This is a genomic window from Chloroflexota bacterium (assembly GCA_016887485.1).
Taxonomy (GTDB): domain Bacteria; phylum Chloroflexota; class Anaerolineae; order Anaerolineales; family Anaerolineaceae; genus Brevifilum.
This window is the reverse complement of record CP069394.1, coordinates 2334905-2361803: the sequence shown is the minus strand read 5'-3', so window position 1 is coordinate 2361803 and position 26899 is coordinate 2334905. Positions and strand designations below refer to the sequence as shown.

Here is a 26899-nt window from a genome sequence, read left to right as displayed (position 1 = left end):
AATTAAGGAGGACATCAAATGGGAAAATCATCTCCACAAGTCCTTTGCCAATTCGGCATTAATTTCATGCTGGAACAGACCCAACGCCTGGTCGATGAACTGCCAGGGGTCCAACTCGGGCGTGACATTGAAGCCATCCACCGCATGCGGGTAGCCTCCAGGCGCCTGGCGACTGGGCTTGATATCTTTAGACCTTGCCTTCCGAAGAAAAAATCGAAGCTCTGGCGGGACGAAATCCGCAAGGTAACCTATGCCCTGGGGAATGCCCGGAACCTGGATATCCAAATCGCACAGCTGACTGAGCTCTATGTTGAAAAGCTAGAAGCAACCAATAAGCCTGGTTATAACCGGCTCCTGCTCAGACTCAAACAAAGCCGTTCCAAGGCCCAGAAGAAGGTCAATAAGACCGCATTCAAGCTAAAAGAGAGCCAGGCCCTTGAGGAGATGGCCCTCTGGTTTGAAAAGCATCGTGAAGCTGAACCCCTTGCCGAATCCTATCCCCCTTCACTGCTGCCAAAAGCCTACCGGGCGATTACTGCAGCCCTGGAAGATTTCCTGATGCATTCAGATTTCATCGCCTCAGAAGCGGACAGTGACAAGCTGCACGCCATGCGGATTGCCGGGAAACGCCTGCGTTATACGATGGAAATCTTTGCACCGCTCTATGGCGGAGATCTGGAGCCTTTCATCCTGGCGATGAAAGAAATTCAGGACACCCTGGGCGAATTTCACGACGCCGACGTGTGGATTTCATGGCTGCCAAAGTTCGTGGATAAAGAAAAGGCACGTATTGAAGACTACTTTGGCAATACCGGCCCCCTCGAAAGGCTGATGCCCGGGATTCATCACCTGATGGCATATAACGAACAAATCCGCTCAGATGCCTACCAATCATTCCTGATGACCTGGCAGACCCTGGCTGACGACAACGCCTGGCAGATCCTGTGTGAAATGCTCACCCCACCGCCCCTCCCTTTGGAAGATGAACTCGAGGATGTGGACTTCCTCAATGCCACGGATGAACTACCGGACTGGATCGAAGAGGAAGAAAACGACGATGATGAAAACACTGAAGAAATCTTCAACTTCACCGAGTTGAGCAAAGAAATGTTCGCAGTTGAAGAACAGGAGGAAACTCCCGAGCCGCCTCAAGAAAAGCCCTTCAGCGCTCAGGACACGGACGAAGACAAGTTCATTGACCTCACAGACACCTTCCCAACTGAGGAATAAACCTAAATCCGAAAAAAATGATCCCCTGCCCAAGCGGGGGATTTTTTATGAATCAAGGCGCTTGTCTGGTAAAATTCAATGAACTAATCTTAAAATGAAGGTTCTTATGACGTTTAATGTTGACAAAATACGCTCCGATTTTCCCATCCTGCAAACCAAGATCAATGGCAAACCGCTGATCTACCTCGATAATGGGGCAACGACCCAAAAGCCGCAGTGTGTAATCGACGCGATCACGGATTATTACACCCACTACAACAGCAACGTGCATCGCGGCACCCATGCACTTTCCAACCTGGCCACCGAAGCCCATGAAAAGGGTCGCAAAACCGTGCAAGACTATATCAATGCGGCCTATGACCACGAAGTGATCTTCACCCGCGGCACCACCGAATCCATCAACCTGGTGGCGTTCTCCTTTGGGCAGGCTTTCGTGAAGCCCGGCGATGAAGTAATCGTCACAGCGATGGAACACCACTCCAACTTCGTACCCTGGCAGATGATGTGCGAACGCCAGGGGGCCAAGTTCCGAGTGGTCCCCTTTGATGAGAATGGCGAACTGCGGCTGGACATCCTGGCGAATTTGTTGAACGAGAAAACCCGGATCGTTTCCTTTAACCACGTTTCCAATTCACTCGGGACGATCAACCCCGCTAAAAAAATCATTCAGATGGCGCATAACGCCGGGGCAGCCGTCCTGGTGGATGCCGCCCAGTCCGTCCAGCACATCGAACATGACGTGCAGGCGCTGGATGCGGATTTTTATGCGTTCTCAGGCCACAAGATCTATGGCCCCACCGGGATCGGTGTGCTCTATGGTAAGGAGAAATGGCTGGATGCCATGCCCCCCTATCAGGGCGGCGGCGAGATGATCGATACCGTCACGGAAGAACACACAACCTATAACAAATTACCCTTCAAATTCGAAGCCGGGACGCCCAATATCGTCGGCCCGGTTGGGCTGGCAGCAGCAATTGATTACATCAACCAATTTGACTTCAACGAGATTCGGGCCTACGAAGAAGACGTGCTGGAATATGGTCACGAGCGGCTGAGCGAAGTGCCCAGCCTAACGATCTATGGCAACTGCCAACACCGGGCCAGCATTCTGGCCTTCAACGTCAGCGGCATCCATCACTATGACCTGGGCACCCTACTCGATACAAAGGGCATCGCCGTGCGCACTGGTCACCACTGCACCCAACCGATCATGACTTTGTTGAACATTGATGGCACAGTACGAGCCTCCCTGGGAATCTATAACACCAAAGCAGAGATCGACGCCCTGATTGAGGGAATCTACAAAGTTCGTAAAATGTTAGGACGGTAATGATGGCAACCATTGACGAGATTCAGGCCGAAATTGTTGAAGATTTCTCCTTCCTGCCGGAATGGGATGAACGCTATGCCTATCTGATCGAACTCGGGCAGAAGATGCCGCCTCTGCCGGAAGAATACCGCACGGAAGACAACATCGTCCGCGGCTGCCAGTCCACCGTCTGGCTGCACCGCGAATGCCAGGACGGTAAAGTCCTGCTGCAGGCTGACAGTGACTCACTGATCGTCAAAGGCCTGGCCGCCCTGCTGATGCAGATCTACTCAGGGCAGCCCGCCGAGGATATCCTCAAGGCGGACTTGAGCTTCCTTGAGGGCACCGGCCTAAGCAAACACCTCTCCTCCCAGCGCGCCAACGGTCTGATGGCGATGATCGATGAGATCAAAGCCTACTGCGTGAAGTGCGCGGCTGGTGAAATATGAAATTTCCATTTTGTCACGTGCGCTGCGCGGCACATGACCTACAACTGTAGGGTGGGTTACCAACCCACCAAAAATCATGCAACCCGTAAGATCGCTCTCTGTGGGCGATCTTTTTTATATACCAGGTGGAAGCACAAAATAGGAGAAGCCGCAACAAACCCCTTCCCGCCTTCGGCCCCCTTCCCCTCAAGAGGGGAAGGGCTGGGGATGGGGTAAGAATAGCCCTGATTCTCGCGAATCAAACCAAAACTTAACCCAACCTTTACTGCGGACCGATTGTTATTGACCCCGCACTCGGTTAGAATTAGAGTGATATGAACAATAAAACAACACAAATCTTATTAACGAATGACGACAGCATCCACTCTCCCGGTCTCTGGGCGGCAGCCGAAGCACTGGACCCCCTGGGCTACGTTCATGTGGTTGCACCCCGCGATCAACATTCCGGCGCTGGCCGCAGCATGCCGATTCACACTTCCGGCATCATCGAGCGTATGGCCCTCACCGTCAACGGACGGGAATGGGATGTCTTCGCAGTCGATGGCTCCCCTGGCCAATCCATGCTGCACGGTATTTATGATGTCATCAAAGCCACTCCGGACATTGTCGTTTCCGGGATCAATTACGGCGAGAATGTCGGCTCAGGCGTGACCGTATCCGGCACAATCGGGGCGGCGATCGAAGCTGCCACACTCGATATCCCAGCCCTGGCCGTCTCAATGCAGACCGGTACAGAGCATCACTTCTCACTCTCCCAGGATATCGACTTCAGCGCCGCCGGCCATTTCACCCACCTTTTCGCCAACTGGATGCTCCACACCCCCCTGCCAAAAGATGTGGATATCATCAAAATTGATGTCCCTTATGGCGCCACTCCCGAAACCCCCTTCGAATGGACGCGCCAGTCACGCCTGCGGTATTACCTCCCCAAACCGGTTGATCGGCCGAATTTGATGGAGCCCGGCCCACTGGGTTATGATATCCTGACGGATTTCTCCCAGCTGGAACCTGGCAGCGACCTCTATGCCCTGCTGGTCGAGAAAAAAGTCTCCGCCACACCCCTCAGCATTGACCTGACCTCTCGAGTGGACCTGGGTGAATTGGATTCAATGCTCAAAGGCTAAACCACAGCAAGTTTCACGTGCTCATTGAGAGACTCTGTAGCCAGAGTCTCTTTTTTTTATAACACGGGTAAAAAATCGAAGAATTTTCCGTTTAGCAAAAATCATGCTATTATTGATGAGTCAATCCACAATTTAGCCCTCTTTCAATCAAAAAATCATTTTTTTCATCCCGGACCTATCCAATCTATTCGTCACATATGGAGGAATCATGCCCAGGAACAAAGGACTTCGCTATCTAACCTTCGGCTCGCTCTATTTCACCCAAGGAACCATTCAAGGTTTCTTCGCCGCACTCAACGCCCTTTACCTGCTCAGTCATGGACTGAACATGACTGAAGTGGGCGTTTTTGGTTTCATTGCCCTGCTGCCTTTCGTGCTAAAGATTGGACTGGGCATTCTCTCCGACCGGGTTAACCTCTTTGGGATGGGACATCGTAAACCCTACATCGTGATTGGCTTAATAGTCCAATTACTTTGTCTGGTATTCACACCTTTCATTGACCCCGGCCAACATTTCTGGGGATATGTGGCAATCGCCTTCACCCTGCAAATGGGCATGGCGCTCTATGACACCTGTACAGACGGTCTGGCATTGGATACCACCCCACCGAAAGAACAGAGCACCATTCAAGGCTTTATGGTCGGTGGGCGGGCCATTGGTGTGATCATCGCCGCATCTGCGGTGGGCTTCCTGGCGGAAAACGTCTCCTGGCAAGCGGTCTTCTGGACTCTGGCAGCCCTAACGCTCTTGCCAACCCCACTAGTCCTGGCCATCCGTGAAGAGGATCGAGATGTCGAAAAACGGTTTGAGTGGCGAGCATTCAAAGCCTTTAATGGCAAGACCTTCCTGGCCGCCGGTTTGGGAACTTTGATGTTTGTGATCATTCTGGGCGTCAATCAGCTGATCAATCCCTTTCTGGAGGAGCAGCTGGGCATCAGCCTGACCACGGCTGGCTTCATCACATCGCTCTGGGGTGTGGGTATTGTTGGCGGGAGTGTGCTGGGCGGCTGGTTATTGCGCAAATTCCAGCCCAAACCTGGCTTATGGGTGGCTGTGATCCTGCTGAGCTTGTCGATCCTTTGTGTTGCCTTCCTCATCGGGCCGGAATTTGGGCTTGTCGTGGCCATTACGGTGGTGATCTTCTTCGGCGTGACCTATGGCGCATATCAGACGGAATATTTTGCGGTGGCGATGCGTATGGTGGACCCCCGAATCGCAGCTTCCATGTATGCCATCCTGATGGCCTTCACCAATATCGGCCAGGGGATTGGCATGTACCTCTCCGGTGCACTGGCGGATGCATTCGGCTACCGAGTCACCTTCCTGGTGCTGCTGGGGTTGAATCTGCTGATCCTGCCACTGCTGCAGGTGGTCTTCAAACCGGAACCGGTTACTGCGGAAATAGCTTGATAAAAAGGCGGGCACAGCTCCCAAGGGAGGCAGGTAGTCCCCGCCTCTATAGCAACTCGAAACCCTTGTAGGTCATGTACTGCGGCAAAGCCGCGCACGTGACATGATAAATTTTGAACGTTGGTCACGCATGGTGAAGCCGCAAGGTTGAGCCTGCACGACTAATTTTGTCACGCTGGAAGCATGACCTACTAATAACATCTTAAGCCTTCCCCCCAAGGAGTAAAACGACGCAGCCCCTTTTTGGGGAGGGGGAAGGTGATGCAGAGCGTCGGATGAGGGAAATATCCTTGTTTAATCAAACCCTCTACTGGGCGGATACAGCTCCCAAGGGAGGCAGGCAGTCCCCGCCCCTATAGCAACTCGAAACCCTTGTAGGTCATGTGCCGCGGCAAAGCCGCGCACGTGACATGATAAATTTTAAACGTTGGTCACGCATGGTGAAGCCGCAAGGGTGAACCTGCGGGACTTTTTTCGTCCTGCTGGAAGCGTGACCTACGAAAACTGAACAAGCCTTCCCCCTGGGGGGAAGGTGACGCAGAGCGTCGGATGAGGGGAAAATTCAAAAAAAATAACTACTTAATAGAGCGGGTAAATAGCCCCGCCCCTACGATATTACATTTTATTTATAAAAACGGACGGCTTACCGCCATCCTTGTAAATTTCAATAAAATCACCCTACTCATTCAAAGGCAGCACAAGCTTGAAAACCACCCCACCTGCCGGATGGTTCTCACCGATCAAAGAGCCGCCGTGCGCCTCAGCCAGTTTGCGTGCAATGGCCAATCCCAAACCAGTCCCACCGCTGGCCCGGTCACGGGCTTTATCGCCGCGATAGAAGCGCTCGAAGAGATGCTCCAGCACATCATTGGGAATACTTGGTCCGTTGTTATGCACCGCAAAGATCGCGGAATGGCCCTGACGTTGCAGGCTGATCTCAATCATGCCGCCCTCAGGAGTATACCGCATGGCATTCTGCATCAGGTTATCAAGGATCTGTTGCAAACGCTCCCTATCACCCAGAGCGATCATTAATCCGGATGGACAGACCGATTCAATCCCAACCTTTTTACCATCCGCCTGGGGCTGGAACCGGGCTGCCAGGTCCTTGCACATCGCGTTGAGGTCCACATTGCGCATGTTCAGGGAAAGTTCCCCGGCATCCACCAAAGCCAGCGTCCGTAAATCGTTCACCAAACGGGTCAACTGGTGGTTTTGCGCGCCGATCAGGGCAAGGTTCTCAAGGGTCAGCGGATACACACCATCCTGCAGGGCTTCAAGATGCGCCCGCTGGATAGCAAGAGGATTACGCAATTCATGGGCAATATCAGCGGTCATCGATTGACGCCGGTCTTCAGCGTCTTCCAATGATACAGCCATTTTATTGAAAGATTTTCCCAGTGATGCCAGTTCCCCGCCCCCGCGAACCTTCACCCGCTGGGATAGATCGCCTTCCGCCATTTGGTTCGCGGCCTTGGTCAGCCCATGCACCGGCCGGAGGATCAACGAGGAGAGAATCAACGCGAGGACAATAGCGATCCCACCGGAGATGCCCGCCGCCAAAAGCGAGGCGTTGTTCACCCGCTCGATCAGCAGCTCATCAAAATCATCCGGCAGATCCGCAATCCCGCCATCAGGGATGAGATAACCCACAACCTCACCATCCACTTCCAGGACAATGGATTGCGACAGCATATTTTCAGTTACCTGGGTGCCGACTTCGATCTCATCGGGACTCAGCACTACCGTTCCAGCGGGGTCCGTCACAACATGATCATTGGCATTGACCCCCGCAGAGGGGTTGCCAGCAGCATTCTCATTGGCACCAGTGGCCCCCGTGCCCGAACGCCCAACCTGGCCGCGCCCACTCCCAGTACCGCTGGTGGTATTCGCGCCTGAGCCGGTTGTGGATACATCCTCCGCCCCAGTCCAGCTGCTATTTTCGGCATAATAATCTTCCAAATTGGCGGCAAGGTTTTCCAACCCAATCTGGCCGCCGTGGATCAGGAAGGTTTCCACTTCCTGCTGAGTTGTATACCGCGCCACCACCGCCACTGTACCCAGGGCGATTAAAATGATCAGTGCAAAGGAGCCAAGCAGCCGCCAACGCATAATTACTTACTCTCTTTCTTAAAGCGGTACCCCTTGCCAAAGACCGTCTCAATATATTGAGGGTCCTTGCTGTCATCGTTCAACTTGCTGCGCAGGTTCTTGATATGCGCGTCAATGCTGCGTTCATAACCTTCATAAGCCACGCCCTGACAGGCCTCCAGCAGCTGCAAACGGGAGAAAACCCATCCGGGATGTTCCGCCAGGGTTGCCAGGATCGAAAATTCAGTCGGCGTCAGGTCCAAAACCTCGCCCGCCTGGGTGACGGTGAATTCCTGCGGGTCAATCTCAAGATCATTGATCTGCAATGTGCCAACAGGCTCTGCAGCAGGCTTCTGCACCCGCCGCAGCACGGCCTTCACCCGGGCTACCACCTCCCGCGGGGAAAATGGCTTGGTAATGTAATCATCCGCACCCATCTCAAGCCCCAACAGCCGATCCAGCTCTTCCACCCGGGCGGTGGTAATGATCAGTGGGGTGTCATCCGTCTGGCGGATCTTCCTGGCAATGTCAATCCCATCCATTCCGGGCAGGTTCAAATCGAGTAAAACCATATCGGGGTGATTGGATTCCCAAAGCGCTAGCCCCTGGTCACCGCGATTGGCAACCAAAACGTCATAGCCGCTGCGCTCCAGATAAGCTTTCAGGACATTGGACAGCTCTTTTTCATCTTCTATGATCAATACTGTGGTCATGACATTATTATAGCCCCTTCGGTTCCCGGGTGTTTTATCTTCACAACTTCTTCACATCTTCTCCATTGCTTCTCCAACAGTGCCATCTATCATAAAGAACGTAAGATTTGAACGTTTAGGAGTGAACTATGAAGAAACGAAAATCAACATTAACGCCAAAACTCCGCCAAAATTGGTGGTTGGATGCTGGCCTCGGGATCAGCGCAATATTGGCTATCCTCACAAGCATCTACTTCCTGATCTATCCCAACACAGGATATCAGGGTGGTCGTAATCCATATTACAACATGACCCTGATCTTTTCCAAGCAAACCTGGGATCTGCTCCACACCTGGACAGGCACTCTGGCGATCATGGTAGCTCTGCTGCATGTCATCATCCACTGGACCTGGATTAAAGGGACCGCTGTTCGGACCTGGCAGGTCATCACTAAAAAGCGGAACGGGTTCGGCCTTCGCCTGACCTATAACATCCTGTTGGATATCACCATCGCACTCAGCTTCCTGATCTGCAGCCTTTCCGGGGTCTACTTCATGCTCAACCCATCCAGTGGCCAAACAGCAACAAGCTTCCTGTTCAATAAGACCGCCTGGGACATGATCCATACCTGGAGCGGCGTGACCTTCGCTGCGACAGCATTACTGCACATTGTCCTGCACTGGAAGTGGATCACCAATATTACCGGCAAGATGTTTGGCACCCATAAAACTAATAAGCAAACCGGCCAGGCCATTCTGGAGCCTGTTGAAGAATCAATCTAAATCCAGAATCAATAACAATATCTTAGAAGAACTGGAGTTACACAATGGTTAAAAAAGTTTTTGTAGGCGTATTGATAGCAGCGGCTTTTGGACTGCTGGTATTTGGAGCGGTCAACCGCACACTGGCTAAAGGACTCGACACCGAACCCCTGGCTCTCAATGAGAGCGCCGAATTAGGGTATGGTGGCAACAGGAATGGTTACACCGAAGAGATTCAAAATCAAGTTCTCGATGGTGGCGTTGATGATTGCATCGCTGACGGCGAAGCCTACGGCTATGGTGCTGGCGATGCCATTGGCTACGGCCCCGGTGATGGTACCGGTTACGTGGACGGCCCCGAAGATGGCTCCGGCTATGGCATTGGTGTCGGTAACGGCAACCAACCCGTGGACGCTCCCCACGACGGCACCGGTGACGGTATTGCCGATGTGGACGAATGGCTCACCTTCAATGGTACAGTCGAATCGGTCTCCTCCTACCTGGTTGTGATCGTTCTGGATGATGGCACGGTCTTCGATCTCGACGGCCGCACCCTCAGCTACATCACCGACATGGGTTTCACCCTCAATGTTGGCGACAGCGTGTCCTTCCTCGGTTTCTATGATGACGGTCTGCTCGAAATCGGCCAGATGACCAATCTGACAACCGGTGAGAGCATCACCATCCGCACCGATGACGGTACCCCCCTCTGGGCTGGCAACACCAATAGTGGTAGTGGTCAGCGTGGCGGCGGCAACGGCGGTCGTCGGTAAGCCGAACAATTACCTAAGACCCTGGCTGCCCGTTATAAAACGGGCAGCCTTCTTTATTTAACGCATCCGTCCAAGAGTCCAGCGAATTGCGGAAATGGATGGATTGATTTACAATCATGTTGTTTCTTTTATTTAAGGATTGCATTCAACAGCCAGAATAATACCTTGTTGAACGAGAGATTAATCATCAATTCTTTCACAACTTGAAGGCACCCTTAGTGTTGTAATTATGAATCATCATGCACCAGAGAGGACTACTCACATGGACAAGAAGGACAAGCTGCCGTTTCTGACCAAGATCATCTATGGAACAGGTGACCTCGGTTTCAGTATGAACAACTCCATCATCAGCTCGCTATTTCCCATCTTCATGATGGATGTCATCGGCTTATCACCCGCTCTCGCTGCGGTCATTTTGTTTGTCGGCCGGAGTTGGGACTATGTCAACGACCCAATTGTTGGCCACCTCTCAGACCGAACACGCTCTAAATGGGGTCGCCGGCGTCCCTTCCTGCTCTTTGGTGCCATCCCCTTCGGTCTCTCCTTTGTCTTGCTTTGGCTCAGCCCAAATTTCAGCCAAACAGGTCTCATCATTTATTATTCAGTGGCTTATATCATTTATGAAGCCATGGCCACAATCGTTTACATGCCCTACTATGCCCTGACCCCGGAACTCACCGAAGACTATGATGAGCGGACCAAGCTGACCAGCTACCGGATGCTCTTCAACATCCTCGGCAGCCTGGTAGCTTATGTTTTCCCAATGCTGGTGATCGGCTCAATGGTTCCTGACAACACCAAAAAGGTGATGGTTATGGGTCTGATCGCAGCCGCCATCGCTGCTGCCCCCCTATTCCTGGTCTTCTTTGGTACACGAGAGAAAAAGGAATACATGCTTGAGAAACAACCCAAGCTGATCCCTTCGCTCAAAGCTGCCTTCAAGAACCGCCCCTTCATCTTCGGCGCAGGCATCTACCTGCTGACCTGGATGACGATCGTGGTGCTGGAAACCAACCTGCTGATCTACATCAAATACATACTCGAACGCCAGGGCCAGAGCAGCTTAATCATGGCAAGTATTTTTGTCACCGCCATCTTCGCTTTGCCAATCTGGAACTGGGCAGCCAAGCACTGGAATAAGAGGCTGGCCTATATCATCGGTGTGTCCTTCTGGGCCGTGGTGATGATCGTGCTTATCATGGTCACCCCGCAGACACCCTTCTGGATCATCATGATTTTATGTGTCATGGCTGGTATTGGCGTCAGTGCTGCACAGGTGCTTCCCTGGGCCATCATCCCAGACGCAATTGAATGGGATGAATGGATGACCTTCGAACGCCATGAGGGTATGTTCTACAGCCTGATCACCCTGCTGGGCAAGATCGGCAATTCCATCGCCGGACCGGCTTCCCTACTCGTCCTGCAGGCCACCGGTTACCAGGCCGGAGCGGCAGTCCAACCCGACAGTGCCCTTCTCGGTATCCGTCTGGTGATTGGCCCCATTCCAGCCATCCTTTTGGTGGGTGGGATCGTCTTCGCCCTCTTCTATCCCCTCTCTCGGGAACAGCATCACAAGATCGTTGAGGAACTTCGCATCCGTCGTGAAGCCCGCAAACAGGCCAAAGCCGAAGAAAAGCCTATCGCCGGTGCGGAAGAAGTCGCCTAGAACTTTCCCTGGAGAACGCGTTTGCATATCCTGACCGATCACAAACTGCACCAACGATAAATTTCAAACCGACCCTTTGGCAGGTTCAACCTGCCAGAGGGTTTTTTATTTACAAGGGAAAATCAGGGATTATTGATGAAGAAACTCTCCCGACTGACAAAACTTATCTATGGCTTCGGCGATGTCGGCTTTAGCATGACTAGCACCATTGTCGCCGCCTATTTCCCCATTTTCCTGACAGATGTGGTCGGGCTAACGCCGGGCATCGTAGCCATCGCCCTATTCATCGGAAAAAGTTGGGATTATATCAACGATCCCCTGATCGGTTACCTCTCAGACCGGACTCGCACCCGTTGGGGGAGAAGACGTCCCTTCCTACTCTTCGGCGCGATCCCATTTGCCGTGGTCTTTGCCTTCCTCTGGTTCAAACCCGCCTTCGATTCCCACACGGCACTGCTGATCTTCTACACAATGATGTACATCCTCTATGATGGGATTGTCACCTTTGTCAGCATGCCCTATTTCTCCCTGACCCCCGAGCTGACCGAGGACTACGATGAACGCACCGAGTTGACCGGCTACCGGATGTTCTTTTCCATCCTCGGCGGGCTGATCTCCTTCGTAGTCCCAATGATGATCATCGGCCAGATGGCCCCAGGCAACGCCGGCAATGTTTTTCAGATGGGACTGATCTTTGGCATCGCCTCAGCCGCCCCCCTGATCCTGGTCTTTTTTGGGACGCGTGAGCGTCCCTATTTCACCCAGCTTGAGCGTCCCAAACTCAAAGACTCGCTCAAAGCCGCAGTCAAAAACAGGCCCTTCATTTTCAGCGCCGTGATCTATCTTTTCACCTGGACCAGCATGGCGATCATCGAAGCCAACTTGCTTTTTTATATCAAATATGTCGTCCAGCGGGAAAATATGAGCGAGATCATCATGGCCACGATCTTCGTCACAGCCATCATCTCCCTGCCACTCTGGGACTGGGTCTCCAAGAAATTCAACAAACGTAAAGCCTATATCTATGGCATCGCGTTCTGGGCGGTTGTACAGGTCCTGCTGATTACCGTCTCCGCTACCAGTTCACTCTATTACCTGCTTGGGCTTTGCGTCCTGGCCGGGCTGGGCGTGGGCGCGGCCCATGTGCTGCCCTGGTCAATCATCCCGGATGCTATCGAAGTGGATGAATTGAAGACCGGTGAACGCCATGAAGGCATGTTCTACAGCCTCGTCACCCTGGCCAGCAAGGTCGCCAATTCGATTGCCGTCCCCCTGGCGCTGGCGGTGCTGGACCTCAGCGGCTATATCCCTAATGCCGCCGTTCAGCCCGAATCCACCATCACGGGCATCCGGATGGTGGTGGGCCCGATCCCGGCGCTGCTGCTGGTGGGCGGGATCATCTTTGCCGTCCTCTACCCCCTCTCCAGGGATGAGTACCATGATGTCGTTCAGGAACTCGAAGTGCGCCGCAGCCAAACAGATCAACAGGAGTCATTATGAGCCAAATATCCATTCAGAAAGTGTCAACCCATCACCAACGCCGCCAATATGCGACTTTTCCCTGGCAGATCTACAGAGATGACCCCCTCTGGGTGCCGCCCCTCGTGCCTGACCGCATGAAACAGCTTGACCCAGAAAAGGGCACATTCTACCAGCACGGCATAGCAGATTTCTTCCTGGTCTATAAGGACGACAAGCTGGCCGGGACAATCATGGCAGCGGAAGACCACTCCTCCAACGAATCCCGCGACCGTTCGGATGCCATGTTTGGTTTCTTTGAATGCATCAATGATCAGGGTGTTGCAAACGCCCTCTTCGATTGTGTTAGGGACTGGGCAAAGGAGCATAACCTGACCCAGATGATTGGTCCCTTTCACCAGGACTATGATTCCGCCTATGGCGTGCTGATCGAAGGCCGTGACCGGCCCCCAGCCATCAGCTGCGGTCACACCCCAGCCTATTATGAGGATTTAGTGGTCAATTACGGCTTCACACCCTACCGACCGGATAATATCGCCTTTGCGGTGGACATCACTAAAGACACCCGTGAATTCCAGTTGCTCCACAAACTCGCCGAAAAAGCCAAGGAACGCGGCGTCGCGGTGATTCGGGAAGCTCGCCTGGAAGAATGGGACCGGGAAGCAGACCGGGTGCATTATTTGCTCAACAAGGCCCTCTCCCACCTGGTGGACTATGTGGGCTGGGATCGGGAAGCCCTGAATGACACCCTGGAGCCGTTCCGCAAATATGCCGACCCTGAGCTGGTACTCTTCGCCGATGTAGGCGATCAGACGGTGGGGTTTTTCCCCGGCATCCCCAACCTCAATGAAATCCTGCACCACCTAAATGGCCTGCGCTATCCCTGGGACACCCTGAAACTGCTGCGTTATAAGAACCTGACGCCAAAATGCCTGGCGATCAAAAGCGTCTTGGTGCTGCCGGAATACTGGGGCTCCGGTGTCAGCCTGATGCTCTTCTCGGAGATGCTGAAGCGCGCCCGGGCCAAAGGCTATGAATGGGTGGACCTGTCGCTCACTTCCATCGACAACCCCAAGACCCCCATGCTGGCTGAACGGATGGGCGGCTGGATTTATAAACGCTATCGTGTCTACCAGTTACCGGTGGAATAGCCCAATATTATAGCAAAGGAAACATAAAAATCGCGGCTTTCGAACCCTTTGTTTGACAATTCTTGAATTTTATAAAGAATATATGGGTTCTTGATATAAATATAAAAATCCTGTAAAATCGAAAATAGGCAATGGTATTCCCCACTCATTCAAGAACTTTTTCGCACAAGGCTCGAATGACACACATTCAAGGAAACAGATTATGAACGTCATAAAAGTATCAGCTAATTCCAGAACCGCTGCCGTAGCAGGGGCAATTGCAGGTGTAATGCGTGAACACCGATACGCAGAGGTTCAATCTATTGGTGCTGGCGCAGTCAATCAGGCTGTAAAAGCAATCATCCTTGCCAAAGGGTATCTCGTAAACGATGGTATTGATATTATCTGCGTCCCCGAATTTGTTGATGTTGAGATTGACGGCAAAGTTCGGACGGCTATCAAACTGGTCGTTACCCCTCGCGGCGAGGAATTGCCCCCAGTGGGGGAGAATGAGAACGACTCGGCGGAGATTCCTGAACTAACGGAATAAAATCAGCATAATCAATATAAATCAAAAAATAAAACAGACGCTCGGACGCGTCTGTTTTTGATTAATTTGCATTGAATACAACAAATTGTTACAGATCGAAACGGACTTCTTCCTTGCCGATCAGAATCTCCTGCACTTTCTCGATGACCAGTGCCAGGTGTTGGGGTTTGGCGACATAATCCAGATCATCAGAAGGGACGGTGAGAACCGGACAGAGATCAAAGTTCTCCACCCACTCCTCATAAAGGTCATTCAAATCCGCCAGGTAGTTTGCACTGATCGTCCGCTCAAATGAACGGTCCCGCATTGCGATTCTGTCCAGGAGTGTGGGCACAGAAGCTCTCAAATAGATAACCAGATCCGGTGGCGGCAGAAACTCCACCAGAACCTTATAGAGTTCCTGATAGGTTTGATAATCACGATCGGTAATGGAATCCTGCAAGAACAGGTTATGAGCAAAGATTTCAGCGTCCTCATACACGCTGCGATCCTGGATCACCGAGCCGGGGCGGTTCATCAACTGCCGGTGAATCCGCAGACGCCGCATCAGGAAATAGATTTGGGAATGGAACGCCCAGGACTGCATATCGTCATAGAAATCCGCCAAATAGGGGTTCTCAGCAACTGGCTCAAAAAAAGGCGACCAACCCAGTTCATCACTGATCAACCTTACAAGAGTGGATTTTCCCACGCCAATATTTCCCGCAACAGCGATAAATTTATCCATACAAACGACTCTCCTGGTATTGATTTTGGGTCACTCCCAATATTCATCTCATTATAAGCCGTATCGAAAAGCGGTTCAATCCGAGGCCTTAAAATACTGCTGATTTTAAGCTAAAAAGGCTGCCAGTTTTCACTGACAGCCTTTGGTTTCAAATGGGTAAGGCTTATTGCGCCAAACGTTCTTCGCGAGCCTTCTGGATCTTCTTCTGCATGGCAAACTTGGTCACTTCAGCCGCAGCCGATGGCACCAGGATCAATGGGAGGATTTCCAGCCATTGCGCCCAGCCCAGTGCTGCTGTATTGAAAATGGGCTGCAGGAAGGGGATGTAGATCACCAGCATAATGAGCACCAGTGAACCCAGCACCGCCCAGTTCATCAATTTGTTCTTTAGCAAACCAATCTTCAACAGCGGGTAATACTCAGAGCGTGCAGTAAAAGCCCGGAACAATTCTGAGATACTGAGGGTGACGAAAGCCATCGTCTCCGCAAACTCAAGGCTCCCCTGGTTTAATCCAAGAGCAAAAGCGCCCAGAGTCACGGCTGTGATCGCAATCGTCTGCACCACAATGCCAACCAGCATGAATTTATTGATGATCGGCTCGTTGGTCGGTCGTGGGGGCTGATCCATGATATCGGGGTCGCCCGGTTCAGTGCCCAAAGCAAGCGCTGGGGCGCCATCCGTCACCAGGTTGAGCCACAGGAGCTGGATCGCTGTCAGCGGGACAGGCCAGCCGAATAATGTCGCCAGGAAGATCACCATGATCTCAGCAGCATTACAGGAAAGCAGGTAATAGACAAACTTACGGATGTTGCTGTAAATCACCCGGCCTTGTTCCACGGCGGAAACAATGCTGGCGTAGTTATCATCGGTCAGGACCATGTCGGCTGTGCCCTTGGCCACGTCCGTGCCCGTGATCCCCATTGCCACGCCAATGTCGGCCCGTTTGATGGCAGGGGCGTCGTTGACGCCGTCGCCGGTCATAGCGACCACTTCATCATTGGCTCGCAGGGCATCCACAATACGCATCTTATGCTCAGGGCTGACCCGGGCATAGACATCGGTTTCCATCACGTTCTGGATCATTTCCTCATCTGAGAGATGATTGATCTCAGCACCGGTCATCACCTTATGCCCAGCCTGGAGCAGACCAATTTCTTCTGCAATGGCACGGGCGGTATTGGGATAGTCACCAGTGATCATGATCGTGCGAATGCCGGCGTCACGAGCAGTATTAAGAGCTTCCTTGACCTCTGTCCGGGCAGGATCAATCATGCCGATCAGGCCAACGAAAGTGAGGTCCTTTTCCAGCTCTTCGCTGTTGATTTCATCCGGTAAAACCGGAAGCATCCGATAAGCAACGCCCAACACGCGCAGCGCACTGCCGGTCATGGCGTCATTAGCAGCCAAAACTTGCTTGCGGCGATCATCAGTCAGCTTCTCGTCGCCATTAGTCATGGTTTGAATATGGGAACAGAGGTTCAAAACGACATCCGGCGCACCCTTGACGGCGATGATATGCCATTCACGCTTTTCATCTTCCGCCAGAGGTGAAATATCGCTATCTTCCGGCTTTTCAACGGAATGGATCGTAACCATCCGTTTGCGGGTAGAGTCAAAAGGAATCTCCTGCTGGCGGGGATAGGCGACATTCAGAGCCTTAGCCGAAGCGCCAGCTTTCAAAGCAGCCACTAGGATAGCGCCTTCGGTGGGGTCCCCGATCATCCGGAAGGTCTCCTGACCATCCTGTTCACCGGCGTGTTCCAGCTGAGAGTCGTTATTCAGGGTGCCCAACCAGAGCGAGGTTTTAACCGCTGGATATTTATCCAGCGAGACTTTTTCATTATTGACCGTGAAATCACCTTTTGGAGCATACCCACTGCCGGTCACGTCCACGAATTGGTCACCTGACCAGATGCGGGTCACGGTCATCTCATTCTGAGTGAGGGTACCGGTCTTATCGGAGCAGATCACGGTGGCGGAGCCCAGGGTCTCAACCGAGGAAAGTTTGCGGATCAGGGCGTGGCGGCGAACCATCTCGCGCATACCCAGTGCCAGGCTGATGGTCACCACAGCGGGAAGACCTTCAGGCACGGCCGCAATCGCCAGGGAGACGGCGATCATAAAGAGGTTAGTGAACTCCTCCAAGGCAGCGGGGCTTAAGATGTTGCCAAAACCACTATCAGCAATAAAACGAACCGCACCGATCACAAAGACCAGGCCACAAACCGCCAGCGAACCCCAACCCAGCACTTTGCCAAGTTGGTCCAGCCGGCGCTGAAGTGGTGTCTCTTCATTTTCAACGGATTGGAGCATGGTGGCGATCATACCCAACTGAGTTTCCATACCGATGGAAACGACCACACCTTTACCGCGGCCATAATTGACCAGGGTGCCCATGAAGGCTGTGTTTTTCCGGTCGCCCAGCGGGATATCCGCTTCCAAACGGGTTTGGGCGTTCTTCTCAACCGGCAGCGATTCACCGGTCAGCGAAGCCTCATCCACCCGCAAGTTCACAGCTTCAAGCAGACGGACATCCGCAGGGATATAGTTGCCTGCTTCCAGGAAAACAATATCGCCCGGCACCAATTGGGCGGCGGGGACTGAAATCCTGTGCCCATCGCGCAAAACCGAAGATTCGGGGGCGGCCAGCTTCTTCAATGCCGCCAAAGCAGCTTCAGCCTGGCTTTCTTGAATGATGCCCATGATGGCATTGAGAACCACAATCGCCAGAATAGCGATAGCTTCCACATAATCACCCAGCAGAGCTGAAATAATCGATGCCGCCAGCAGCATGTAGATCACAAAACTGTTAATCTGAGCCCAAAGCATCTCCCAAAAGGTTGTGGGGGGCGCCTCGGTTAACTCATTGAGGCCATATTTTTCCTGGCGTGCCTTAACTTCCTCAGTTGAAAGCCCTTCCTCCAACGGCGTTTCGAGCTTCTCTAAAACGTCCACGTTGGACATGGAATGCCAGGAAATGGACACACCCTTTCCGGTGGTCTTTTCTGAAACGAGACTGTCTTCGTTCATATATGAATACTCCTGTAAGTAAAAATTCAAATAATAATTTTACCCACCAGCGTTTTTGTTACCCTAAGATAATCTAAGGGTTGTTTTGATGCGGGCGCAAATCCATATAATTATATCTGATTAAACCTCTAATGGTTCAGACCCACTCAGGCCGATTGCGGGCCGGTTGCCACCACCACACTGCCATTGGGCACGCCCAGGTCCGCACCAACCACCGTACATTTAACCTGCAGCAGGAAAAAGATTGGCGCTTCCACTGCGGAAAGGGTCTCATAGTTTCCCATGCCTTTGGAAAGAATCAACTCCGCATTGTTGAAGCGTTCCAGAAAAGCCGGACTGCCGGCTGAGATGACGGTCCCAATAATCCGGTTGCCATTGTCAATGATCTCGGCCACCTCATCAAGACCAGCATCCAAAGCATCCTGCAAGGTCACATCGTTCAAAACCGGGCCCCCTTTAACCACATAGGTAACCGGCTTATCCAGCATTTCAATCAACACCTTATCAAAGACCGCTTCACCGGCGTTATCACCCAAATAGAGAATTGAACTGGCTGACTCAATCGCCGCCTTCAGTTCTGCCATCCGGTCAACCGCAAAAGGCTGCTTCTGAACACGTTCCACCACTTCCCAAAGATCATATTCCGGGCCGGGGCCAAAGTCAATGATATTCCCGGCGATGCTCATCCGCACGGCTGATTCCAAAGGATCATCCGCCTCCGCCACGATCCGACGCAATTCCGGCAGCAGGGACAAAGCTTTCTCGGTGGATTCCCGCTTGACCCTCATATAAGGGTCATCTTTCCCGGTCAATTCCCGCACTAAAGCATGTACTTCCGAAGCGATTTCAGCCGGGGTCTCACCAGGTGGAAAAGACTGGAGAATGGAAAGAGTTTCCTGAACCACCTGATGTTGCTGTTCAGGGTTAGCGTCAGCCATGCGAGCGGCCTGCAGGGCCTGGCGCAGGGTACAGTGGTAACAATCAAGGTATGTTTTCATGCGGATTATTATAGCAGGGGTTGCTTGAATCAATTAACACCCGAAAACAAAAAAGACGCTCTTTTTGAGCGTCTTTCTTTCTATTTCATCAGAGGTTATCTGGATTAGGGTTCAATCCGGGTGCCGGAAGGGACAATGGCCCGTTTGGGGATCACCACGATGCCATCCTTGACGGAGTACATATCCGTCTCCAGCTCCGTACCCAGCGGGAAGGGCCTGATCACCACATTAGCACCCATCCGAACGTTTTTATCAATGATCGCGCCTTCGATATCGCAATTCTCACCGATACCCATCGGGATATCACCGGAATCATCGTAGTAGTCCGCCCCCATCATTATCGAATCCTTGATCCGGGTGTCACCTTTGATCATACTCCTAAGACCTATAATCGAATGCTCAATGGTCGCATCCTGAATGTTGCAGCCCTCCCCAATCAACACATCATGCATTTTACAATTGGCCATTTGTGATCCAGGCAGGAAACGGGCATGGGTATAGAGCCTGAGGGATTGGTCATAGATATCAAACGGCGGTTTGGGTCGAGTCATTTCCAGGTTAGTTTCATAAAACGAGCGGATCGTCCCAATATCACGCCAATAGCCTTCAAATTCATAGACCTGAACCTTCAGGCCATTCTTGACGCAATGAGGGATGATGTCATAGCCAAAATCATCAAAATTTTGGCCGCCCTGGCGCAAGGACAGTGTCTTTACCAGCGTGTCCTGGTTGAAGAAGTAAATGCCCATTGAGGCCAGGTAGGGTTTCTCGGGGTCATCACGAGAGACAAATGAATCCAATACAGCGGCATCTTTGGGCTTCTCAGCAAAATCAACAATCTGACCTTGTTCGTTACACTTCAGAATGCCAAACGAGGAGGCGTGCTCCCTGCCGATCGGCTGCACAGCCACGGTGACATCGGCTTTATTATCCCAGTGACATTGCGCCATCTTGGAATAATCCATCCGGTAAAGGTGGTCACCGGCCAGGATCAGAACATATTTGGACGGGGACATCTGAATTTGAAACAACTGTTTGCGGACGGCGTCTGCAGTGCCCTGATACCATTCCGTATGCTCCATAGTTTGTTCGGCAGCCCAAATCTGGACCCCCCCGACATGGAAATTATCAAAATTGTAGGTACCGGAGATATGCCGGTGGAGGGAAACGGAATTAAATTGAGTCAGGACAGCAATTCGGAAAATATTGGAGTTGATGCAGTTACTAATGGGGATATCAATCAAACGATATTTTCCGGCAAACGGGACAGCGGGTTTGGAACGCAGCATGGTTAGCGGGTAGAGGCGCTTACCCTGACCACCTCCCAAGATCACCGCAAGTACATCATTAAGACTTGGCATAGCTCTCTCCTTCCTGAGGAGTTGTGGTGTGAAGTGACCTCTTTTCGGCTTCATCTATTGTAAACTAAAAATCACGCTGACAAACAAAAAATCGCCAAATTGGCGATTTTCTGTTGTTATTTCTCAGTGCGTTCCCGCACAAGCTGAAGGATTTCCTCCACCGAATGCAGGGTTCCTTCACTCACCGGCCCCAACATCTGGGCCAGTTCCTCTTGCCGGTCTCTGCCCGAAAGGGTAAGCACATCCGAGATCGTCCGGCCATCCACCATCTGCTTGGTGACCTTCAAGTGCTGTTCGCCAAATGCCGCTAATTGCGGCAGATGGGTGATGCACATCACCTGGTGCTGACGGGAAAGGCTCCACAGCTTCTCACCAACAGTCATCCCAACCCGGCCGCCAATGCCCTGGTCAATCTCATCAAAGATCAGGGTCGGCACCTGGTCCGCATTAGCCAACACATCCTTAAGGGCCAGCATCAAGCGGGAGGTCTCACCACCGGAGGCAACTTTTACCAGCGACTTGAAGCCTTCACCGGGGTTAGTCTCCACCATAAATGCTACCCGGTCATATCCCGTGCTGTCAAAAGCCACCCGGCTGCCATCCCCAAGGGGAATGCCTTGTTCATCCGGGCGGGTCTCGATGGCGGCCTGGAACCGGGCATTCGCCATTCGCAGGTCATCCAGCTCCACCTCCACCAGCCCGCCCAGTTGTTCGGCGGCTGCATGGCGGCGGTCACTCAGGACCCCGGCTTTTTGCGCCAGGACTTCCAACAGTTCAGCTTCCTGGCTTTCCAACTCACCTAACCGTTCTTCAGCGTGAGTGATGGAATCCAGTTCACGCCTCGCCCGTTCACCAAAAGCGATCACTTCTTCCAGGCTGTTGCCATATTTTCGCTTCAGGTTATTGATGAGGTCGATCCGCTCCTCAATCCGGTCGAGGGCGCGGGGGTTGAATTCGATATTCTCAGCGTAGTTCTGCAATTCCAAAGCCAGGTCCTGCAAAGCTGCCAGGCTGGTCTCGGCGGTTTCAAGATAAGCGGTGGTGGAAGAATCGATCCGGGCCAGGCTTTGCAGCGAAGCCGTCACCTCACCCAAGAGCTCACTGATCCCGCGAACCTCGGGGTTATCATCCTCGATCAGGCTCAGCGCGTTCTGCGCATGGCTGGCCAGGCTCTCGGCATTTGCCAGGCGGGTGCGCTCCTGGCGCAATTCGTCTTCCTCGTCTGCCTTCAATTTAGCGGCGTCAATTTCCTGAATCTGGAAAGTGAGCATGTCCGTCCGCCGGGCGGCATCCTGCTCGCTCAGGCGGAGGGTTGCCAGCTGCTGGCGCACTTCCATCAGCAGGGTATAGGTCTGTCGATAATCGGCTAATTCCGGTGCCAGGTCTGCGAAGCTATCCAGCAGATGCAGATGGCTGCGGACCTGGAGCAGCGAGAGGTGCTCGGACTGCCCGTGAATATCCACCAAATAGGAACCGATCTCCCGTTGGAGCGCAGCCGTCACCACACGACCATTAATCCGGGCGGTGTTGCGGCCTTCATTTCGAATTTCACGGGAAAGGGTCACATACTCGGGGTCATCCAGCAGTTCTTCCGCTTCCAAAAGCCGCTGAACAGGCTCGCGAATGGCCGGGTTCAGGAAAAACGTCGCTTCAATCTGGGCGCGGTCATCCCCGGTGCGGATGGTGTTGGTTTCCGCCCGCCCGCCGAGGACAGCTTCCAGCGCGTCCAAAATGATGGATTTGCCAGCGCCGGTCTCACCCGTGAAGATCACCAAGCCCCGGGAAAATTCCAGAGATAGTTTTTGGATGATGGCGAAGTTTTCAATGCGAAGTTCAGTCAGCATAAGTTGATTCTACCAAAATTCATCAGGGACGGCGACGGCCGGAAAGCCGGTAATAGGCGGATGGCGCTGCCAGGATCATGTAGAGCATCTGATAAGCAAAAGGAAGCACGCTGTAGAGCGAAAAAGTCCCTTCACCCAGGGTAACGATAACATTGAGCAAGCCAATCAGAAACAGGGGCAGAGCGCCCAAAACCACGGCAATCCTGACCAGCTTGAATAATTTCGTACTGCGCCGCTTACGGACGATCAGCCGGACCACCTCCGCCACTGCCACGCCTGCGGCTGGGGCCAGGAGGAAGATATAAAATCCGACGAATGTGCCCAACAGACTCCCGAGAAAGGAGATGACCACCGTGGCGATAAACGCCCAGACATAATCCAAAGGCTTGCTGGTGTCAAAAACCTTTTGCTGCTGGTTGACACAATCCTTGCAGCGGTAACCAGTCGGGGTCAGGACCGCCTCAGAGGGCGTGATCGGCCGGTCGCATTTATTGCACCGCAGCGTGACTTCCGGTTCTTCAGGGGTGATTTTGGGTTCAGTTGAATTTTCCATTGGCTTTTACACTTAATAAGGGGTTATGTTCCATATAGGCTGTGAGGTTGCGATAAAAATAACCGGGGTCCTGAAAGCGGATCATATGCAGGGACTTCTCATGGGCCCGCACCTGCACACAGTCGCCGCTGGCCATCGTCAGGGGCTCCTGCCCGTCCACGCTGACCACAGCCTCATGCTCTGTGCGGACGGTGATGCAAATTGACGCGCCTTCCGCCAAAACCACAGCGCGGTCCACGGATAAGTGCGGCGCAACCGGTACCAGAAGGATATTACGCGATTCGGGCGGCAGGATGGGTCCGCCGGCAGCCAGGGCATAGGCCGTGGAGCCGGTAGCCGTGGCCGCAATCAGCCCATCTGCGCTATATCTGGCGATTCGGGCGCCTTCCAGGTCAGCTTCCACCTCAATTGGGCGCACATGCCGTCCCCGGGCCACCACCACATCATTGATCACGTCAAAAGCGGTCTCTTCAAAGCCCTGTCGGGAGCAGCGCGCCAGAATCATCATCCGCTCTTCATAGCGGAAATCGCCCGAGAGCAGCTTGGGCAGCATATCGCGCCAGCTCTCCCGCTTGACCTCCACCAGGAAACCGAAATGCCCCACATTGATCCCCAACAGGGGAATCCCCGCCGGAGCGCAAAGGTGACCGGCCCGCAGCATCGTGCCATCCCCACCCAGAGCGATCAGCGCGTCAAATTCCTGTGCCTGAACAGCCTGGCGCAGGTCCGGATCGTTCAACGAACCGGCAGCAGCCTCGGCACCCTCAGCGCGCAGGAATTCGGCAACATCTTCTGCCAGCAGGAGGGAATCCGCAATGACCGGATTGGCCAAAACGGCGATCTTTTGGGGGGATGAGTGCAGTTGGGACATATCGCCCTAATTATAGCCGCTTTTAGTTGGCGGACCAAATTGCATGGGTGGAGGTTAAAGCCTAGACGGGCTAATCTTTGAGCATTTTTCGATTGGGCAATGTACGTAAGAATAATTAATGTTTACGACATTTTGGGAACGGCAAGAGAAAAAGGATATATAATTTAGTAGGCTATGTGGAATATAGTTTTTTCATCAACAAACGTTTTCGGATATTGAGAATGGGAAATCTGAACCGAATACAAGTACTTTAGGTTTACTCACATTCCATTTGAAGAAGCTTTTTAACTTATTTTTATCCCCCACCATTTTATGAAGAAATTGTAACAATACGAATGGATGATTTAAGTATTGAAATGCAAATGTTTTTTGAGCAGATATCTAGGGAAGAGCTTAAGAGACTAGCTATCGATCTAATCAAACAACTTGCAGAGTTTGACCCTACTGAAATGATCATAAATTCGTCTGAAATAATTGCTAGTAGGTTGGGACATGAGGATGATTTGGTCGAATATCTTAAAAGCGAGACAAAACAATAGTTTAAAAAACCGATCTCGATAGCATTATTGGATAGAATTCTAAAGGGGTTGTTATGAATAGTAATTCGAATTGTTGGAAATGGATAATTGCTTTCTTAGGATTTGTTCTCCTCGGCTTTGGGTTAAGTCCATATTTTTGTACGCTTTTTTCTAATAATTTAGATTGGCAAGATCTTCTTGTTAATGTTCATCCGGAACTTATTGGTATGGGTTTTACAATCCTTGTCCTTGATTTCATTACTCATAAATACCTTGAGCGGGAGGAAAAACGCAGAATACTTAGAAATCTAGGCAACCCCTCAAAATACTTCTCAATTGATGCATACTATCAGGCCAAAAATAAGGAATGGTTAACTGATGGCTCGATGGTTAATGCGCAATTGTCATATTCTGTTTTAAAAGAAATAGATTTGAGTAAGGTAAATTTTGAAAATGTAGTCCTAAAGAAAGCCCACCTCGAAAGAGCGATATTTGTAGAAGCTATTCTTATTAATGCTGTCTTTGATGAGGCTCACCTGGAAGGGTGTAAATTTATCAGGGCACATATTGAAGGTGCATCTTTTGAAGAATCTCACCTGTCGGGGACAGATTTTACAGATGCAATCTACAACAGTAAGACTTGCTGGAAGAATGCGACTTATGATAGTAAAACCAATTGGCCAAGAGAATTTTCTCCTGAAGATGCTGGATGTATACGCCTAGATCCTAAAGATATAATTACGGGGGCGAATTCATCCACAGATTATAATCAACACATGATGTAAATTGTTGTTTGGTCTAACATTCTCAACTCATATCATTTCCTAACCCTCATATTTTAAGTAGGGAGTCAAAATGCCAGAATTGCATGATTTAGTGAATGAATGGAGAGAAGGGGGATGCATTAGGTCTGTAAAGTGGCATACTGTCAATGACGACTTCGTTTGTGACATTTGTAGATCTAGATCAGAAAAGGAATTTCTTCTTGATGAGGTTGAGAGTTTGATGTCAGAATGTGATAATTGCAGGTGCTGGGTAACACCTATTGTCGACATTCAAGCATTTGGCGATTCTTTAGATTTCACTCCGGAAGAAGGCGAATATTTTTAGAAAATTATTAGCCATATAGGAGAAGCGAATTTATCCGCTCGGATAACACCCTCACTCCACCCAGGTGATCACGGGCAAATTCTCCGGGTCAAAGCCACCGGCATCCTAGGAATAGCTCATCATCGTTTGAGTGTGTAATCAGCCAGAGGGGGGCAATCTACTAGAGCCCAAATTAATCAATGACCAAATTCGCTAAAATGGCGTTATTTTGGGGTGACGCGTGCAGTTGGGACATATTGCCCTAATTATGGCCGTTTTCAGTAGGTGAACCAAATGGGCGTGAATTTTCTCACACAGCAGGACACACTCTGAATAAACGGTGTTCAATTCCCCTGGATTTTTTCCAGAGCCTTTTTTGTTTCCTCATAGACACGGTCATCTTCGTAACAAAAACCAGTATCGTGACGTTTCATGGCTCTTGTGAGTGCCTCTACTGCTCGCTCATCACCTAATGCACCAAGTGCTGTCGCTGCATCTCGTCGAACGCCATAATTCGCGTCATTCAAAGCATGTATCAGTGGCTCTAACGCTCTCAGATCTCCGATTTCTCCAAGAGCTTCTGCAGCAAAAGCCCGTACACCAAAATCCTGATCTTTCATGGCTTCGATCAGTGGATCGACAACATCTGAATTGCCAATCTTTTTAAGCGCAAGGACAGTATTTATCCGAACACTCCGCTCCTGATGAGATAACGCTTTCGCCAGTTCGCTAACATTTTCACTTGGGGACATTTCTAATCCTTCCACCAGTTTGAGGATAATTTTCCTGCTTGTAAGACGCTAATTATTTATAGTAATAGAGGCTTAATCTATAAGTATGTGGGCATTATTAGACCAATATAGTCATTGGTTGTGCAAAGGACTCTGCAAGGGAATTTTTAGGGAGATGCCTGGTGAAAGATAATGGAAGGTCGATCACCAATACCGGCGATCCTTATATAAGAAGATATTGTCTATGGCCCAAACTGCACAACTTGGCTAAATTCTTATCATTTTTATGTTATCACATATTGGTTATGATAACTTGATCCCCAAGAGGACTATCTGATTCTCTTTTTCTAAAATCCGAGAACACAATCCCAATGGGTTGATACTTTTTCCGAATGGTTTCCTTTCCTTTTTATTTTACAGGCTTGCGTTTCCCTATTTTTTCTTTATATAATTAATATTGACGAAATCCTTGCTTCCCATCCCAAATAAATTCACCGCATTTTCTAAAGCT

At 51.4% G+C, this 26899-nt stretch carries 24 protein-coding genes; 14 read left to right on the top strand and 10 right to left on the bottom strand.

The genetic code is table 11. The features are described from left to right. Nucleotides 1–18 precede the first annotated feature (18 nt). From JR338_10770 to JR338_10750, 5 genes are all read left to right on the top strand, one after another. Entirely contained in the window at nt 19–1230 is a 1212-nt protein-coding gene (locus tag JR338_10770) for a CHAD domain-containing protein (protein ID QRN82888.1), read from the top strand. A gap of 106 nt (nt 1231–1336) precedes the next feature. Continuing rightward, nucleotides 1337–2560: a cysteine desulfurase gene (locus JR338_10765; protein QRN82887.1), complete on the top strand. Its 1224-nt coding sequence runs from the start codon at nt 1337–1339 to the stop codon at nt 2558–2560. A gap of 2 nt (nt 2561–2562) precedes the next feature. Beyond that, nucleotides 2563–2988 carry a SufE family protein gene (locus tag JR338_10760; GenBank protein ID QRN84419.1) on the top strand — a complete coding sequence of 142 codons (426 nt, stop codon included), beginning with the start codon at nt 2563–2565 and terminating at the stop codon, nt 2986–2988. Nucleotides 2989–3302: 314 nt separating this feature from the next. Continuing rightward, nucleotides 3303–4112, top strand: coding sequence for a 5'/3'-nucleotidase SurE (gene surE, locus JR338_10755; GenBank protein ID QRN82886.1), 810 nt, complete (start codon nt 3303–3305; stop codon nt 4110–4112). A gap of 208 nt (nt 4113–4320) precedes the next feature. Next, nucleotides 4321–5523: an MFS transporter gene (locus JR338_10750; GenBank protein ID QRN82885.1), complete on the top strand. Its 1203-nt coding sequence runs from the start codon at nt 4321–4323 to the stop codon at nt 5521–5523. Between the two features lie 678 nt (nt 5524–6201). Here JR338_10750 and JR338_10745 read toward each other — a convergent pair. Beyond that, entirely contained in the window at nt 6202–7635 is a 1434-nt protein-coding gene (locus JR338_10745; GenBank protein QRN82884.1) for a HAMP domain-containing protein, read from the bottom strand. A gap of 2 nt (nt 7636–7637) precedes the next feature. Then, nucleotides 7638–8327 (bottom strand): response regulator transcription factor, encoded by a 690-nt coding sequence (locus tag JR338_10740; protein ID QRN82883.1) that lies wholly within the window; start codon nt 8325–8327, stop codon nt 7638–7640. A gap of 128 nt (nt 8328–8455) precedes the next feature. Between JR338_10740 and JR338_10735 the strand changes: the two genes are divergently transcribed. From JR338_10735 to JR338_10710, 6 genes are all read left to right on the top strand, one after another. Next, the gene (locus JR338_10735; protein ID QRN82882.1) at nt 8456–9088 is read left to right on the top strand and encodes a DUF4405 domain-containing protein; all 633 of its coding nucleotides are present in this window, start codon (nt 8456–8458) and stop codon (nt 9086–9088) included. A 44-nt stretch (nt 9089–9132) separates the two neighbouring features. After that, nucleotides 9133–9840: a hypothetical protein gene (locus tag JR338_10730; GenBank protein ID QRN82881.1), complete on the top strand. Its 708-nt coding sequence runs from the start codon at nt 9133–9135 to the stop codon at nt 9838–9840. 262 nt (nt 9841–10102) lie between these two features. After that, a complete protein-coding gene (locus JR338_10725) occupies nt 10103–11506 on the top strand; it encodes an MFS transporter (GenBank protein ID QRN82880.1) in 1404 nt (467 codons plus the stop codon). Nucleotides 11507–11641: 135 nt separating this feature from the next. Beyond that, the gene (locus tag JR338_10720) at nt 11642–13006 is read left to right on the top strand and encodes an MFS transporter (GenBank protein QRN82879.1); all 1365 of its coding nucleotides are present in this window, start codon (nt 11642–11644) and stop codon (nt 13004–13006) included. Then, on the top strand, nt 13003–14136 hold the full coding sequence (locus tag JR338_10715) for a GNAT family N-acetyltransferase (GenBank protein QRN82878.1): 1134 nt from the start codon (nt 13003–13005) through the stop codon (nt 14134–14136). Before JR338_10720 ends, JR338_10715 begins: the two co-directional genes overlap by 4 nt. 202 nt (nt 14137–14338) lie before the next feature. Further along, nucleotides 14339–14665 carry a stage V sporulation protein S gene (locus tag JR338_10710; protein ID QRN82877.1) on the top strand — a complete coding sequence of 109 codons (327 nt, stop codon included), beginning with the start codon at nt 14339–14341 and terminating at the stop codon, nt 14663–14665. Nucleotides 14666–14753: 88 nt separating this feature from the next. Here the strand turns inward: JR338_10710 and JR338_10705 are convergent, their stop codons facing one another. The 7 genes from JR338_10705 to JR338_10675 form a co-directional block, all read right to left on the bottom strand. Further along, complete coding sequence (locus JR338_10705) at nt 14754–15392, bottom strand: deoxynucleoside kinase (protein ID QRN82876.1); 639 nt, start codon at nt 15390–15392, stop codon at nt 14754–14756. 163 nt (nt 15393–15555) lie between these two features. Next, nucleotides 15556–18423 carry a cation-translocating P-type ATPase gene (locus tag JR338_10700; GenBank protein QRN82875.1) on the bottom strand — a complete coding sequence of 956 codons (2868 nt, stop codon included), beginning with the start codon at nt 18421–18423 and terminating at the stop codon, nt 15556–15558. Between the two features lie 146 nt (nt 18424–18569). Next, a complete protein-coding gene (locus JR338_10695) occupies nt 18570–19421 on the bottom strand; it encodes a DUF89 family protein (GenBank protein QRN82874.1) in 852 nt (283 codons plus the stop codon). Nucleotides 19422–19525: 104 nt separating this feature from the next. Further along, the gene (locus JR338_10690) at nt 19526–20782 is read right to left on the bottom strand and encodes a glucose-1-phosphate adenylyltransferase (protein ID QRN82873.1); all 1257 of its coding nucleotides are present in this window, start codon (nt 20780–20782) and stop codon (nt 19526–19528) included. Between the two features lie 116 nt (nt 20783–20898). Next, nucleotides 20899–22626, bottom strand: a complete 1728-nt coding sequence (gene recN, locus JR338_10685) for a DNA repair protein RecN (GenBank protein QRN82872.1) — start codon at nt 22624–22626, stop codon at nt 20899–20901. A 22-nt stretch (nt 22627–22648) separates the two neighbouring features. After that, nucleotides 22649–23179 (bottom strand): hypothetical protein, encoded by a 531-nt coding sequence (locus JR338_10680; GenBank protein QRN82871.1) that lies wholly within the window; start codon nt 23177–23179, stop codon nt 22649–22651. After that, the gene (locus JR338_10675; protein ID QRN82870.1) at nt 23163–24050 is read right to left on the bottom strand and encodes an NAD(+)/NADH kinase; all 888 of its coding nucleotides are present in this window, start codon (nt 24048–24050) and stop codon (nt 23163–23165) included. The genes JR338_10680 and JR338_10675 overlap by 17 nt, the downstream gene beginning before the upstream one ends. A gap of 335 nt (nt 24051–24385) precedes the next feature. Between JR338_10675 and JR338_10670 the strand changes: the two genes are divergently transcribed. The 3 genes from JR338_10670 to JR338_10660 all read left to right on the top strand — a co-directional run bounded on the left by JR338_10670 (nt 24386) and on the right by JR338_10660 (nt 25678). After that, a complete protein-coding gene (locus tag JR338_10670) occupies nt 24386–24589 on the top strand; it encodes a hypothetical protein (protein ID QRN82869.1) in 204 nt (67 codons plus the stop codon). A 53-nt stretch (nt 24590–24642) separates the two neighbouring features. Then, the gene (locus tag JR338_10665) at nt 24643–25353 is read left to right on the top strand and encodes a pentapeptide repeat-containing protein (GenBank protein QRN82868.1); all 711 of its coding nucleotides are present in this window, start codon (nt 24643–24645) and stop codon (nt 25351–25353) included. 70 nt (nt 25354–25423) lie between these two features. Beyond that, nucleotides 25424–25678, top strand: a complete 255-nt coding sequence (locus JR338_10660; protein QRN82867.1) for a hypothetical protein — start codon at nt 25424–25426, stop codon at nt 25676–25678. 323 nt (nt 25679–26001) lie between these two features. Here the strand turns inward: JR338_10660 and JR338_10655 are convergent, their stop codons facing one another. After that, nucleotides 26002–26409 (bottom strand): HEAT repeat domain-containing protein, encoded by a 408-nt coding sequence (locus JR338_10655; GenBank protein QRN82866.1) that lies wholly within the window; start codon nt 26407–26409, stop codon nt 26002–26004. Nucleotides 26410–26899: the final 490 nt, after the last annotated feature.